This is a genomic window from Mycolicibacterium sp. MU0050 (assembly GCF_963378085.1).
Taxonomy (GTDB): Bacteria; Actinomycetota; Actinomycetes; order Mycobacteriales; family Mycobacteriaceae; genus Mycobacterium; species Mycobacterium wendilense.
The window spans coordinates 5,047,436-5,061,800 of record NZ_OY726395.1; the positions used below are offsets into that span (position 1 = coordinate 5,047,436).

A 14,365-nucleotide genomic window follows, 5' to 3' on the forward strand; every position below is an offset into this window, starting at 1 on the left:
GGTGTCCCACCGGAGATCGGGGGGCCGCGGCTCCTACCCCACGCCACCCATCGGCTCGCGGTCGTGCGCCGTCGCGGCGCGCCTGAACTCGCTGGGATTGACTCCCTTGGTGCGCTTGAAGGCCGCGCTGAACCCGAACGGATCGCTGTACCCCACGCTGCGCGCAATTTCGCCGATGGTCATGGTCGCCCGGTCCACCAGCAGGTCCGCCGCCAGCGCCATGCGCCAGCGGGTGAGGTAGGCCAACGGCGGTTCCCCGACCTGGTCGGCGAACCGCTTGGCCAGCGTCGAGCGGGAGACCCCGATACGGGCCGCAAGTGACGAGACCGACCATGGCGCAGCGGGTTCGGCGTGCAGGAGGCGCAGCGCCTCGCCGGCGACCGGGTCACGCTGGGCCGCCCACCACGCGGGCGGTTGGCCACCGGGCCGGTCGAACCACTCACGCAGCGTGCACACCAGCATCCAATCCAGCAGCCGGTCGAGCACGACCTGCTGTCCCGGGGCGTCGATGGCAACCTCCGCGGCCAAGTGGTCGAGTACTGCGTCCCCGGTGCCGCCGGCGCTCACCCGCAACACCGCCGGGAGTGCGTCGAGCAGCCGGCGGCTGATCTCGCCGCGCACGGGGTAGGCGCCGACGATCAACACCGTGCCGCCCTCGACGGTTTCACCGTTGTCCATCCAGCCCCGTCGGTAACGGGTGCCTCCCTCCTCGAGGGTGGTACAGAACTCGCCACACGCCTCCGGCTCGGCTTTGGTCCCGATCTCGTCGACGAAACTGAAGGTCCCCGGTCCGCGTACCACCGCGGACTCATAGGCAGAAATGTGCTCGGGCGGGCCATCCTCGGGCACAACCCATCCCGACCCGCTGAGCAGTGTGCACAGGGTCAACGGTGCGCCGTCGACGAAGTTCAACGCAAACGGTGGAGACAGGGTCGCCCGACTGAAAACCGAGCCGTGGGCGCGCACCTCGCGAAACACATCGCCGAATTGGTCCACCCGACCAGGCTACTGACAATCGACCGCCTCAGCCGCGGCCTTTGAGAAGGTAGCGCTGCACCTTCCCGCTCGCGGTCCTCGGCAGTTCGTCGACAAAATGGACGACGCGCGGATAAGCATGCGCGGCATATTGGGTCTTGACCAGTTGCTGTAGCTCTCCGCTGAGTTCTTCCGTACCAACCTGCCCTGCCTTCAACACCACAAAGGCCGCCACGACTTCCCCGCGAAGTTCGTCCGGCTGTCCCACGACGGCCACATCCGCCACATCCGGGTGGGTGATGAGGACACTTTCGACATCGAGTGGCCCGATGCGGTATCCCGCCATGATGATCACGTCATCGTCTCGGCCGCCGAAATGAAAGTGTCCGGCCGCGTCGACATGGCCCGTGTCTCCGGTGAGATACCACCGCTTGTCCGCGGTGAAGCGCGAACCGGCCGTTCGGGCGTCTTTGTGATAATCGGTGAACCACATCAACGAACTCTGCGCGGTATCGACGGCAATCTGGCCGCCCACGATGCCGCAAGTAAACCCTGGCATGGGCTGGCCCATCGAACCGTTTACCGCAGGTAGGCGCAGGTCGTCGTGCCAATGGTTGTTGATGACCATCCCCAGTTCAGTCTGGCCGTAGTGGTCGCGCACCTCCGTGCCGAGTGCGCTGGGCGCCCATTCGGCGATTTCCGGCGTCAGCGGCTCTCCGGCCGAAGAAGCGCGGCGCAGCGAAACCCCGCCGATGCCCGGCGCCGCGCTCAACGCGCGATACACCGTCGGCGCCGCCGCGAAGTTCGTGACGCCGAGCTTCCGGATCACCGTCACAGTCGTCTCCGGCGAAAAACCGCTATTGAAAAGGATATTGGGTCGGCCAATCGCCATGGGGCCCAGAATGCCGTAATACAGACCGTAGGCCCAGCCTGGGTCAGCCGCGTTCCAAAAGACGTCATCTTCACGAACGTCGAGCCCATAGATCATGTAGCAGGCGAACGCAGCCAAAGCGCGCAGGGGCACCGGGACACCTTTCGGGGCACCCGTCGTCCCACTGGTGAAGAGCAGCAGAATAGTGCCACCGCCGCCCACCGAAGCAGCACTTTCAAGGGGCTGGGCCGCCGCGACTCGTGCGTCGAATTCAGCTCCGACGACCAAGGTTTCGATGCCGGCGATAGAGTCCAGCTTCTCGGCCTGGCTCGGTTCCGTGATCACTATCCGCGCGCTCGCCGCCCTCAAGCGGGACTCGATCGCCGGCGCTGCGAACGCAGTGAACAATGGCAGGTAGACCGCGCCGATGCGTAGGATCGCCGCCAATGCGACAGGCAACTCAACCCGCTTGCCCATCAGTACCGCTACGGTGTCTCCACGACGAACCCCCATATCCGTGAGCAGCTGCGCGAGACGCATCGACCGATCCCGCAGCTCGCCGTAGCTGACGACCACCGGACGTTGCTCTAGGTCGTCTACCGTCACGAATGCCGCCGAGGACGAGTCGTGACAATCCACAAGAAGCTCCGCGGCGTTTGCCTTGACCGAAGAGAAGCGCTCGAGCAATAACTCGACAGCGTCGGCAGGGGCAGGGATTTCACTGGTGGTAACCATGCGGGACAACGGGACCTCACTAAGAACTCGACTGACTTTGTCTCAGTGTCCGCGTTGACGCCAGGGTGGAACACCCCCCAAAGTGGGGGCCGTCGACAAAGGGCTTCACCGCCCAACTCGGGATGCGTAACCTGAGCGCCGCACGTTCCCCACAGGTGCGTGTGTAAGCGCGCTTGAGCGTGAGGAGCAATCATGGCCCCGTCTCCAGTAGTCCGAGCCGTGGTGGAGGCTCTGGTCCGCATACGACGGTCAACCGGTGTCTCATTGGCTTTCGCCGGCACCGTTGAGCCGGATGCGGGCTTGCGGCTCAGCCACTTCGACGGCAGCACCGTCGGTGCACTCCATCGCGTCTTGGTCGATGTTGGACAGGGACTCGGCGGCCGAGTGGTCGAGGTCGGCCGGCCCATGGTCGTCGATGACTACCGTCGGACCCCTACGATCACGCATCGATACGACGCGATCATTGCGAGTGAGGGTTTACGCGCAATGGCGGCCACTCCGGTGGTGGTTGCCCAGAAACCGGTGGCCGTCCTCTACGCCGCCTTACGTACAGCAGATCCGATCGGCGACCGAACAAAAGACTGTCTGGCCGACGCAGCTCGCACCGTCGAGCAACGCATCGTTGCGGCACGCACCAGGGTTTCGGGAGGCGAAGAATCAAGCGAGGCCGCCGCGCTGCGCGACCGCATCGGGGATGCGTACGCGCAACTGCGCATACTGGCGCGCTCCTTGGATGATCCGCGGGCAGCGGGTGCGATCACCCGGATCTCAGAGTCGCTCATCGATGAAGTCCCCGCACACACAGAAAGCGACTTGACGGCAAGGGAGGTCGACGTGCTGGCACTGGCGGCGATTGGCCACGGCAACGCGCACATTGCCGACCTGCTCGGCGTGCGGACCGACACCGTGAAGGGTTACATGAAGGACGCAATGCGCAAGTTGCATGCGCATACGCGATTGGAGGCGGTGGTACTTGCACGCCGCCTCGGGGTGCTCCCCTAGCGGCCGCGCAGATACCAAGGCTCCTCTAACTCAGCGCGGCGCGGCGAGGACAGCGTGGGCTGCCTGGGTCAAACCCGCCGCCAGCGTCTCCTCCTCCTCGACGGTGTGGTCATTCGTGAACAAGAAATAGAAATTTCGTTCAACCATCCAGCACACGATCGCGCCACGCTGCTGGGCATCCGCGTCGGAAAGCTCCGCATCCTCAGCGAGCACGCCTTGGGCCAGAACCTCAGCGAAGGCGCTCATTATCATTCGCCAGCGGCTTACCCCGGGGCCGCGAGACGCGGACAACTCGACCGCCGCAATGTATGCGGGACAATGGCGTCGCCAACCGTCGAGCGCGGCGGCAACGATCCGAGCGACGAAATCCCGCAGCGGTTCATCACGGGTGCGGGGAAACATCTGCGCCTGCATCTGTTCTGTCGCACGGGCGATGAGAGCGTCCACGGCCTCGCCCTTGTTGCCGAAGTAGAAGTACACGCTGGTCCGTGACAGCGACGCCGCCGAGGCGATGGCTTCCATCGACAGGTCCGCGACCGGGATGGACGTCAGGAGATTCTCGAGGCTGTCCAGGAGCAAGTCACGGCGCTCATCCCCGGCTCGAGGCACGGCTGCCTGGAAGCGTCGTGGCGTCCGAGGGGGCTTGGCGCTCGGCCGCTTTCCCGCCGCTGAGGCATCGGAATGGTCACTCATCGCACTCGATGCTAGACGGCCCAGGACCACCGATACCGACGCGCCGACCTGCATCACCCGTAGGCACCTGCCCCTCCAGCCAGTCGACGGACCGTCGACAAATTACGACGGCGTGTTGACTAAGCGGCCGATGCGCCGCACACTGGGCACGACCTGTGACGCACGTCGCCCACCGGGCGTGAAGGAGAAGAATGACCATCGAGACCAATCCGGCCGCGGATCCACAGGCCGCGACCGTCATGGCGGACCTGTTCGGGGGGACACTCGAAGATCCGTTCCCCGCGTACAACGAACTCCGCGAGATCGGCGACGGGGTGCACTGGTGTGAGCAGTTGCAGGCCTACCTGGTGTGCCGCTATGACGACGTGCGATTGCTGGGCAGCGACCATCGCAGGTTCTCCAGCGACGTGTTCTACGATTCGGCCCCCAGCTGGCATGACCACACCAACCCTGCGCATCTTCAATTCGTCGACACCGCGTCGCGACTCTTCATGTTCTCCGACCCGCCGACCCATACCCGCATCCGGTCGTCGTTCCGGCACGTCTTCACCCCCAGTTCGATAGCGCAGTGGGAAGACACAATTCGCGATGTCACCCGGGAGTTGATCGGGCGATATCCACGTGGTCGGGAGTTCGACATCATGCCCGGCTTCGCCGCGGATGTGCCGGTCGCGATCATCGCGTCCATCCTTGGAGTTCCCGACGAGGCCAGAGCCAAGTTTCGGGAGTGGTCCTACGGCTTCGCCTCCACCTTTGACCCGGTTGTCCAAGGCGAGATGCGCAATACCGCGATCGCCGCCTCGCTGGAGTTGTTCGACTATTTGCGAGGCCTGATCGACGAGCGCTCCAAGTCACCAAAAGACGACCTGATCAGCGAGCTCATCCAGACCGAGACCATCTCGGGCGATCGCCTCGAGGACGTCGAACTGGTGGCACAACTGGCCCTGTTGCTGGTCGCCGGCAACGAGACGACCACAACACTGATCGGTAGCGGCCTGACGTACCTCCTGGAACACCCAGTGGTGCTCGAGGAGGTCCGGGCCGATCGCGACATGCTCCCGGTGGCCATCGAAGAGATCCTTCGCTTGGATCCACCGCTGCACCTCACTCTACGTAAGGCACTGGACGACACTGATTTCGGTAGCACCAAGGTGCCAGCCGGCGCAATGATGGCTCCGTGTCTCGCAGCGGCCAACCGAGACCCACGCCGCTTCGATCGGGCGGACAGTTTCGACATTCACCGCTCAAGCAACAAGCACCTCGCCTTTTACAACGGAATTCACTTCTGCGTGGGAGCACCGTTGGGCCGCATGGAGGTACGAGTCGTCTTGGGTTACATCCTCGACAATTTCCCCAACTTGCAGCTGGGTTCGACACCGGCGCGCCGACGTACGACCAACGCGGTCGCCCGCGGCTGGGCAACCCGCCCGGTGGTGTTATGAGTACCGATCGAACTTTCCGCTTGACCGCTCGATCCGAGCACTGCGCCGGAAGCGGCGGGTGCGTTGCTGCCGCGCCCCACCTGTTCGAGCTCGACGCTGGAGGATGGGTAAAAGTCCTCGACGGCAACCCACCCCACGGCGACCTAGACGCGGCCCTCGATGCACACGACGCATGTCCGCTTGGCCTCATAGAGGTTCTCAACGAACAGGGCCATTCTCTTGCCTGACAATCGATCTCCGGACTGCGCGCCGGTCAAATGTGATATCGCCATCATAGGCGCCGGCCCCACCGGGCTTTTCGCCGCATACTATGCGGGATTTCGTGGCCGGACCGCGGCCGTGATCGAAGCCATGCCGGTCATCGGCGGACAGGTCTCGGCGATGTATCCCGACAAGCTGATCCACGATGTCGCCGGCTTTCCCTCGGTTGCGGGGCAGGAGCTCATCGACGGACTGGAACGGCAAGCGGCACCCTTTGACCCTACTTACATCCTGGGCGAGCAGGCAGCGTCAGTCACCCACTCCGGCGAGCCCACCGGCGCCGACGGCGCCATCCGCATCGCCACCGCAGCCGGTACCACGATTGACGCGGCGGCCGTGATAATCGCTGCAGGTGTAGGTGGTTTCACCCCAAGATCGCTATCTCCGGGAAGCGGTATCCGCCCCGGGGACGTCGACCACTTCGTCCGAGACATCGAGGCGCATCGCGGGCGCCACATCGTCGTCGTAGGCGGCGGTGACAGCGCGCTCGACTGGGCGACGACGCTGGCCAACGTTGCCTCCTCGGTGACTGTGGTCCACCGCCGGTCGACCTTCCGGGCGCATGAACACAGTGTCCGTACGGCGGCACAGCGGGGTATCCGACTGCTCACGGAGGCGCACGTGGTGGGCAGCACATATAGTCCGAAGCTCACTGCGGTCACCGTCGAAACCACCGCCGGTAGCCAAGAAATGGTTCGCTGCGACCGGGTGGTCGCAGCCTTGGGATTCACGGCCCGCCTGGGCCCACTTCTCGACTGGGGCCTCAACGTCGAGCACAATCGGCAAGTTCGCGTGGACACCCGTATGCAATCGTCGGCTCCCCGCATCTTCGCAGCCGGAGACATCAGCACCTATCCCGGGAAGGTCCCCCTGATCACGGTGGGGTTCGGAGAGGCGGCGACCGCAGTCAGCAATGCCTGTCGATTGATCGACCCCACGGCTCCGTTGTTCGGCGGTCATTCCACCACCGAGGCCAGATCAGAATCTGCGAATCAGGCGGCTTACCAATGACTTACGTTATCGGCGAATCCTGCGTCGATGTTAAGGACCGTGCCTGCATCGACGAATGCCCAGTTGATTGCATATATGAGGGCGACCGCAAGCTCTATATCAACCCGGTGGAGTGCATCGAGTGCGGGAACTGCGAACCCGCCTGCCCGGTCGACGCCATCTTCCCTGTCCAGACCTGCGATGTCAGCCAAAGCAGGCACATCCAGGACAACTCAGAGTTCTTCTCGATGGTGCTGGCGGGCCGATCGGAACCGCTGGGGGCGCCCGGCGGAGCCGCCTGTGTCGGGCGCATCGGCGTCGACACCGCGCTCGTCGCGGCCCTACCTGCGCAACGCACTTACCCCACGTGAACGACCACGTATCCACGAGCTGACATCGCGTCCATCGATCGGAGAAACCTCTTGCGATACATTACATTTCACACTGATACCGGACCACGGGCCGGCGTGGTCGTGGGTGATGGCCACTACGTCCTTGACCTCGCGTCCGTCCTGGGCGAGAACTTCAGAAGCGTGCGAACCATCATCGAGATGGGGCCAGATGCCTGGGAGCAGATACGCGCTGCGCAGGACCGACCCGCCGAGCATGCTACGCGGGAGCTCGCATCGTTGAAACTGCTCGCGCCGGTCCCCAATCCCATCCGGGTTCGTGACTGCACCCTGTTCACGAACCATATTGAGCCGGCTCTTCGCGCCATGGCACGCCGCCGCGCCGAAGGGGCCGCCGACCCGGAGTCCGAGTATCAGCGCATGCTCGCGTCGGGGGCGTACGATCTCCCCGAGATCTTCGAGAAGCAGTTTGTCTACTACAACGCAGATCACCTCTCGACCAGCGGGCCGGGCGACGTGATCACGGCCCCGCCGACATCACGCGACATCGACTACGAACTCGAGTTCGCTGTCGTCCTGGGCTGTGGCGGCATCGACATCCCGGAACGCCAAGCACGTTCCCACATCTTCGGCTTCGTCATTTTCAATGACTGGAGCGCTCGCGATGTTCAAAGCGAAGTGATGGAGTCCACGTTGGGACCCGCAGAAGGTAAGGACTTCGAGGGCAGCAACACTTTCGGCCCGTTCCTGGTTACCGCAGACGAGGTAGGAGATCCCTATCAACTCGGCATGCGCGCACTGGTGAATGGGGAGGAGTGGTCGCGCGGGCGCTCTGACTCGATGGCCTACTCGTTCGAGTTCGCGATCGCCCACCTCAGCCGAGGCAAAAGGCTTTTCGCGGGCGACATCATCGGCAGTGGCACGGTGGCATCGGGGTGCGGCTTCGAACTGGGCCGTCGCCTCAACGACGGCGACGAGGTGCAACTCGAGATAGATCGTCTGGGAGCACTCCGCAACGTCGTCCGTTACCGCTGAGCGACCGCGCCCGCCGCGTCGTCACAACACAGGAACAATCACCACCCGCCAACTTCTGATTCCCACAGCTAAGGACTCAAGGTGCCTCGACTCATCGAACTATCCCGGCTCATGAAGCCTGCCTCCGACATCACCGTGCCTGCCGAGTACGACACCCTCCGTGTGGTCCTTGGTCCACAGATCGATTACGGGCCGCCGGCCACCACCGGCTTGAGACACATGCAGTCGATCTTCGACTGTCCAGCCGAGGATCTGCCCAACGGGGAGGGATGGGGCGAGGACTCCATAGTGATGAGTAGCCATTGCAATACTCATGTCGACGCGCCCCTGCACAGCGGAAGCCACTGCGAGGGCCGGCCCGCCCGCACCATCACCGACATCGAGCTCGATGAACTCTATCGTCCAGCCCTTGTGCTTGACGTCCGCAACGACGTAACCCCTTGTGAGGCAATCAGCATCGAGGCGCTCGATGCCGCCATCGAAAGGGCTGGTCGCCCAGTGGCAGTGGGGGACGCCGTGCTCATCCGCACCGGGCAGGAGCGCTATTCAGTTTCCGACCCCGAGTTCTTTCAGTACCCCGGGATGACCGCGGCCGCAACGAAACACCTCACCGGAATGGGCGCAACCATCCTCGGTACCGATGCGATGGCGTGGGACCGGCCGTTTCCCGTGATGAAGCAGGCTTACAAAGAGACCGGTGATCCCGGTCAGATCTGGGATGGTCACTTTGCCATCCAGGAGAAGGAAGCATTCATCGTCCAGCAGTTGACGAACCTCGACAAGCTACCCCCGCACGGTTTCATGGTCGGCTTCTTCCCGCTCCGCCTCTACAAAGCAAGTGCGGCGCCGGCCCGGGTGGTGGCATTCCTTGACGACTAACTGGAGCCACCCAGTAAACGGGTGGCACACCACCGCATCCTCGTTCACCGAGTTATGGGCTACCGCCGTGCACCGGCACGGCGCCCGGCCCTTCCTCGTTTTCCACTCCGACACAGGCACAGTCACCACCTGGACTTACCGGCAGTTCGATGCCGTGGTTACCCGCACCGCCGAGGTGTTGGCGCGCCACGGTGTGGACGCCGGAGATCCAGTCCACCTGGCGCTGCGAAACTCGCCCCCGTTCGTCGCGGTGTGGCTGGCGGCGGCGAGGCTCGGCGCGTGGATCGTGCCCGCTGACCCGGCGGTTACGCCGCGCGATGTGCGCGCGCATTTCGAACGAACCGAACCACGGTTGGGAATCTGCGCACGCAGTCGAGCAACTCCCTACCAGGAGGGCGCAGTGCCCGCAGCGCCGATCCTCGAGTTGGCCGAAGATGAGTCGGACATCGCGTCGGGCGGCGCCCTGTCCGCCACCGTCAACAGTGCGATAAGTTCCGCGCCGCGCTCGACCGATCGGCTGGCGGTGTTGTTCACCTCGGGGACGACCTCGGCTCCGAAGGGAGCAATGGTGACTCAGGCCAATTACGTCGCCGCTGCTGAGTTCATGGCGCGCGCATCGAAGCTGGTTGCTGCACACCGATGGTTCGTTACTTTGCCGCTGTTTCACGCAAACGCCCAGTACTACTGCTTTGCTTCGGCAATCGCGGTCGGCTCCAGCGTGGCTCTGACTTCAGCATTCTCGGCGTCGCGCTGGATCGAGCAAGCGCGAGCTCTATCGGTGACCCACGCGAGTCTCTTTGCCGCACCGATCCGGATGATCCTCGACCGGACCTCTCGGTCCACGACCGGACTGAGCCTCCAGCACGTGTGGTTCGCGCAGAATCTTGCAGCCGCCCACTATGACCGGTTCGCCAAACTGGCCGGTACCCGTCCACGGCAGCTCTACGGAATGACGGAAACCATCGCCGCCGTGAGTTGCGACTCTCGCTCGCCCTACCGGCACGACGTACTGGGCGAGCCCCTGCCCGGGCGGCGTATCAGATTGCGGTCACCAGAGACCGGCCAGGAATGCGGGATAGACGAGGTGGGCGAGCTCATGGTTCATGGCAGGCCCGGGCACGACCTGTTCGGCGGATACTTCCAGGATGCCGCCGCCACCGCGCGAGTCCTCGTCGATCGAGACGGCGACACCGCGTGGCTCGCCACCGGTGACTTGATGAGCAGGGACGCGACCGGCGTGTTGAGATTCGTCGGGCGACTCGACGACGTGATCAAGGTGGCCGGCGAGAACGTCAGTCTTGCTGAGGTCGAGGTCCGGCTGACCGAGGCGCCCGGTGTCCGCGAAGCAGCAGTGGTGGCGCGGCCCGACCCTGTTCGCGACACGGTTCCGCATGCCTTCATCGTTCCCACCGATCCGACCAAACCGCCGACCTCTGAGGAGCTCAACGACTGGGCCGCGGGCAACTTGCTGCCGTCCGGCCGCCCCGTGGAATGGCATCTGATTGACGAGCTGCCACGCACCAGTGTGGGAAAGATCCGACGTTCTCAGCTCCCCCAGACCGGATCACGTCTTGCGAACCCGATGACGTCGAGCGACGATCCTGGGTACGTCCCCGCCGGCGTGCAGGAGCCGAGCGTCGGTGTTACGTCCCGGGATACCAGGTGAGGTCGCCGGCATGGACCTGGAGTCGCTGCGGTATGCGCTGACCCTCGCTGACGAGCTGCATTTCGGCCGCTCCGCGGCCCGCAGCCATATCAGTGAACCGCAATTCGGGCGCCGTATCCGACAACTCGAGGCGCACATCGGGATACGCATCTTCGCGCGGACCAGCCGACGCGTCACGATCACGACGGAGGGATCCGAAGTACTGACCCGGATCCGTCAGATCGTTGACGCCATGGAAGCACTCCGCCGCTAATTCGGCGCACTCGACCGTGCCGCTGCATCGGCATGCCCGGCTTGTAGCGCCGAACGGTGGCTGCGCATCAGGGAATCGCGCCGCCCACCCGGATGTTGCCGAGCGCGCGGCGATGCGCGCCCCTCCGCGAGGTACCCGCTTACTGCCGATCCGCTCCAATTGCCGGAGTCGCCTCGGCCGCCAGGTGAGCTTGGACTTAGAACCGATGATCATGTCGTTTTTCGGCAATGATTCCGCTGCCCGCTCATATGACGATTGCGGTGCTGACAATCACACGACGGTCAGCACGACAAGCGCAGTGGCGCCGCCGATTTGGAGAACACATTGATGACCGCAACAAGGCAACGGACAAGACGGCCCGCCCGAAGTAGAACAACTTTGGTGATACTGACGGCCCTGGCACTGCTGTTGACGCTCGCCCACATCAAATTGGCACCAGATGCGGTCGCCGAGGATTGCCCCCCGAACACCGGTTACCAACCCGAGTGCCAATATCGCCCCTTCTACACCCCACCGAGCCCGTTGCCGGACGGGACTTCCGGCGACGTGATCCGCACCGAACCGTCGCGCATCGCCCTGGACCCCGCGGGACACGGGAACTACAAAGCAGACGGCACTCGCCTGATGTACCAGAGCCGCAACCTCGCCGGTAGTGCCGTCGCCGTCACCGGCACCTACTTCGAACCGCACATTCCATGGACAGGTGCCGGCCCGCGTCCGCTCCTCGCGTTGGCCCCCTTTCCCACCGGCCTCGGCGACCAGTGCGCCGTTTCGCGAGTGATCAGCGAAGGTGGCTTTCATTACGGTGGCTACCTCGACTACCTCTTCCTGTGGGAACAGGGCTTCTTCACCACCATGCTCGACCGCGGCTTCGCCCTGGTTGTTACCGATTACCAGGGCACCGGCACCTATGGTCCCCCGACCTCCGGCATCCGAATCCCCACCGCCCACGCCGTGATCGACTCTGCCCGAGCGGCCAAGCGACTGCCGGGCACCTCTTTAGCTCCTGACAGTCCGGTTGCCTTCTGGGGCTGGGGCCCGGGCGGCTATGCCGCCGGAGCGGCGGCCGAACTGGCTCCCAGTTACGCACCCGAACTCGAGGTTGTCGGCGCCTGGGTCGGTGCGCCGACCGCCGACTACTCGCTACTGCCGGACTACGCCGACGGCTCCCTGTTCGTCGGCGTTCTGGGCTATACGCTCAACAGCTTCATCTCAGCATTCCCAGAGGCAGAGGAAGGAATCCGCAGCGTACTGACCCCCCGGGGAATCGACATGCTCGAGAAGACTCGGTACAACTGCATCAATGAGGTTATGACAAAGTTTATGTTCCGACACGTTCAGCCCTATTTCAATCAGGACTACCGCCAGATTCTCGCGGCCGAGCCACTCAAATCCGCTCTCGCCGCACAGAAGCTGGGGACCCTGAAACCCACTGCACCCGTGCAGATCAGCGTCAATAGGTTCGATCCCCTCTTCCCGTACATCGGAGCCGAGCAACTCGCCCGGGACTGGTGCGCGAAGGGCGCGGACGTCGAATTGTGGACAAACGAACAGCCGCCCTTTCTGAACAAGACCGGCTTCAACAGCCTCATACCGTATTTCGTTGACGGGGAACGTGGGATGCGGTGGGTCGCCGACCGGGTCAACGGCCTTCCCACCGCGTCCAATTGTGGGTAGATCCGATGAATGGAACCGGTGACATCGTGCTGGGTTCTGCGCACCGCCTCCCGCCAAGCAACTCGTATCGGCGGCGAAGACCCGGCCCAGTCGGGTCGGAACACCGTGCCAACGTTCCTGATGTCGGACGAATGGACATGCAGTCCGGCCTATCACCTATGGAATGGTCCGGCTGTCGCGCGTTGAATCGAGGACATGACACCTCAACCCACCCTCGTTCTCGGCGCCACCGGCAAGACCGGTCGCCGGATCATTCCCCGGCTCCGCCTGCGCGGCCTGCCGGTGCGCGCAGCCTCCCGCACCAGCGACACCGCGTTCGATTGGTCCGCTCCGAGCGGCTGGGATGCCGTACTCGACGGCGTCGGCGCGGTATACATCGTGCCCCCGCCGACCCCGGGACCGGTGCACGAGTTCGTCGCCCGTGCCGAGGCCGCCGGCGTACGTCGCCTGGTCCTGCTTTCGGGACGCGGCGCCGATACGTGGGGCGACTCCATTTTCGGTCAGGACATGCGCGACGCCGAGGACGCTGTGCGTGCGTCGGCGTTGGAGTGGACCATCCTGCGTCCCAACAACTTCGACCAGAATTTCGACGAGGACGTATTCCATGCTCCGCTGCTCGCCGGCGAGCTGATTTTGCCCGCAGGCGAGGTTCCCGAGCCCTTCGTCGACCTCGAGGACGTCGCAGATGTCGCGGCCACCGTCCTGACCTCACCGGGTCGCCACGGGGGGATGACCTACGAGCTCACCGGGCCGCGCGCGCTCACGTTCGAAGAGGCCTGCGAGTTGATCGCCCGGGCATGCGGTCGGCCGATCACCTACAAGCAGGTCGCCGCCGAGGAATACACCGCGCTGCTGACCCGGCAGGGCCTCGGAGCCGAGGCCGCCCACCACATCGCTGAGATGTTTGTGATGATGACGCGCGGGTTGAGCACCGGGACTGCGTCGACCACCGACGAAGTCGCCGCCGTACTCGGACGGTCGCCCCGGACCTTCGAGGACTACGTGGTGCGAACGGCGGCGACGGGGGTGTGGCACCGATGAGCGCCGACGCCTCCCCACTGACCGCCGCGGACCTCGACTTCTTGGATCGTCCCCTGCACGGTTTCCTCACGACCGCGGCCGGACCGACACCGCCGCAACCGCGACCGGTCTGGTTCGAGGTCACCGACGCGGGCACGCTGCAGCTGTTCACCGCAGCCGACGCGGCGAAGGTGACACGGACCCGTCGCGATCCACGGGTCTCGTTGGTGGTCGCCGCACCGGTAGGCGAGCCCGAACGCTGGATCTCGGTCGCCGGACCCGCAACCCTGGCGTCCGACGGGGCCATCGAACTCGCCAACCGGCTTGCGGCTCGGTACTGGGACCTCGACGATCCAGTCCGTGTCCGGGACCTCGACGCGATGCTGACCCTGGACCACCTCCGACTGGTCATCCATCCGGAAACCGTGCAACGCAGCCCTTATTGAGATCATCCGGACCGACGACCGGGGTGCACCGGCCGGCACGGGGCCAGGCGCGGCAAAACCCCGCGTAGAC

Annotated in this window: 15 protein-coding genes; 12 read left to right on the forward strand and 3 right to left on the reverse strand. The window is 64.5% G+C overall.

Annotated elements, in window-relative coordinates:
• Positions 1-33 precede the first annotated feature (33 nt).
• Both R2K23_RS24055 and R2K23_RS24060 read right to left on the reverse strand, forming a co-directional pair.
• On the reverse strand, positions 34-996 hold the full coding sequence (locus R2K23_RS24055) for a cupin domain-containing protein (protein ID WP_316513221.1): 963 nt from the start codon (positions 994-996) through the stop codon (positions 34-36).
• Between the two features lie 28 nt (positions 997-1,024).
• Positions 1,025-2,581, reverse strand: coding sequence for an AMP-binding protein (locus R2K23_RS24060; protein ID WP_316513223.1), 1,557 nt, complete (start codon positions 2,579-2,581; stop codon positions 1,025-1,027).
• 192 nt (positions 2,582-2,773) lie between these two features.
• Here R2K23_RS24060 and R2K23_RS24065 point away from each other — a divergent pair, with 192 nt between their 5' ends.
• The gene (locus R2K23_RS24065) at positions 2,774-3,583 is read left to right on the forward strand and encodes a LuxR C-terminal-related transcriptional regulator (protein ID WP_316513224.1); all 810 of its coding nucleotides are present in this window, start codon (positions 2,774-2,776) and stop codon (positions 3,581-3,583) included.
• 30 nt (positions 3,584-3,613) lie between these two features.
• Here R2K23_RS24065 and R2K23_RS24070 read toward each other — a convergent pair whose 3' ends face one another.
• Positions 3,614-4,276 carry a TetR/AcrR family transcriptional regulator gene (locus R2K23_RS24070; protein WP_316513225.1) on the reverse strand — a complete coding sequence of 221 codons (663 nt, stop codon included), beginning with the start codon at positions 4,274-4,276 and terminating at the stop codon, positions 3,614-3,616.
• A gap of 239 nt (positions 4,277-4,515) precedes the next feature.
• On the opposite strand from R2K23_RS24070, the gene R2K23_RS24075 reads away from it, so the two are divergent.
• From R2K23_RS24075 to R2K23_RS24120, 11 genes are all read left to right on the forward strand, one after another.
• Positions 4,516-5,718, forward strand: coding sequence for a cytochrome P450 (locus R2K23_RS24075; RefSeq protein WP_316513227.1), 1,203 nt, complete (start codon positions 4,516-4,518; stop codon positions 5,716-5,718).
• Positions 5,715-5,945 (forward strand): ferredoxin, encoded by a 231-nt coding sequence (locus R2K23_RS24915; protein WP_396892695.1) that lies wholly within the window; start codon positions 5,715-5,717, stop codon positions 5,943-5,945. Before R2K23_RS24075 ends, R2K23_RS24915 begins: the two co-directional genes overlap by 4 nt.
• Positions 5,938-6,990, forward strand: coding sequence for an NAD(P)/FAD-dependent oxidoreductase (locus tag R2K23_RS24080; protein ID WP_316513230.1), 1,053 nt, complete (start codon positions 5,938-5,940; stop codon positions 6,988-6,990). The genes R2K23_RS24915 and R2K23_RS24080 overlap by 8 nt, the downstream gene beginning before the upstream one ends.
• Positions 6,987-7,340: a ferredoxin gene (fdxA, locus tag R2K23_RS24085; RefSeq protein WP_316513233.1), complete on the forward strand. Its 354-nt coding sequence runs from the start codon at positions 6,987-6,989 to the stop codon at positions 7,338-7,340. The genes R2K23_RS24080 and fdxA overlap by 4 nt, the downstream gene beginning before the upstream one ends.
• Positions 7,341-7,502: 162 nt before the next feature.
• Entirely contained in the window at positions 7,503-8,354 is an 852-nt protein-coding gene (locus R2K23_RS24090; protein WP_316513234.1) for a fumarylacetoacetate hydrolase family protein, read from the forward strand.
• A gap of 111 nt (positions 8,355-8,465) precedes the next feature.
• Positions 8,466-9,233: a cyclase family protein gene (locus tag R2K23_RS24095; RefSeq protein ID WP_316513235.1), complete on the forward strand. Its 768-nt coding sequence runs from the start codon at positions 8,466-8,468 to the stop codon at positions 9,231-9,233.
• 67 nt (positions 9,234-9,300) lie between these two features.
• Entirely contained in the window at positions 9,301-10,899 is a 1,599-nt protein-coding gene (locus R2K23_RS24100) for a class I adenylate-forming enzyme family protein (protein ID WP_316513236.1), read from the forward strand.
• Between the two features lie 10 nt (positions 10,900-10,909).
• Positions 10,910-11,152, forward strand: a complete 243-nt coding sequence (locus R2K23_RS24105) for a LysR family transcriptional regulator (protein ID WP_316513238.1) — start codon at positions 10,910-10,912, stop codon at positions 11,150-11,152.
• A 327-nt stretch (positions 11,153-11,479) separates the two neighbouring features.
• The gene (locus R2K23_RS24110) at positions 11,480-12,829 is read left to right on the forward strand and encodes a lipase family protein (protein WP_416223215.1); all 1,350 of its coding nucleotides are present in this window, start codon (positions 11,480-11,482) and stop codon (positions 12,827-12,829) included.
• Between the two features lie 195 nt (positions 12,830-13,024).
• Positions 13,025-13,870, forward strand: a complete 846-nt coding sequence (locus R2K23_RS24115; protein ID WP_316513239.1) for an NAD(P)H-binding protein — start codon at positions 13,025-13,027, stop codon at positions 13,868-13,870.
• The gene (locus tag R2K23_RS24120) at positions 13,867-14,295 is read left to right on the forward strand and encodes a pyridoxamine 5'-phosphate oxidase family protein (protein WP_316513240.1); all 429 of its coding nucleotides are present in this window, start codon (positions 13,867-13,869) and stop codon (positions 14,293-14,295) included. Before R2K23_RS24115 ends, R2K23_RS24120 begins: the two co-directional genes overlap by 4 nt.
• Positions 14,296-14,365 lie beyond the last annotated feature (70 nt).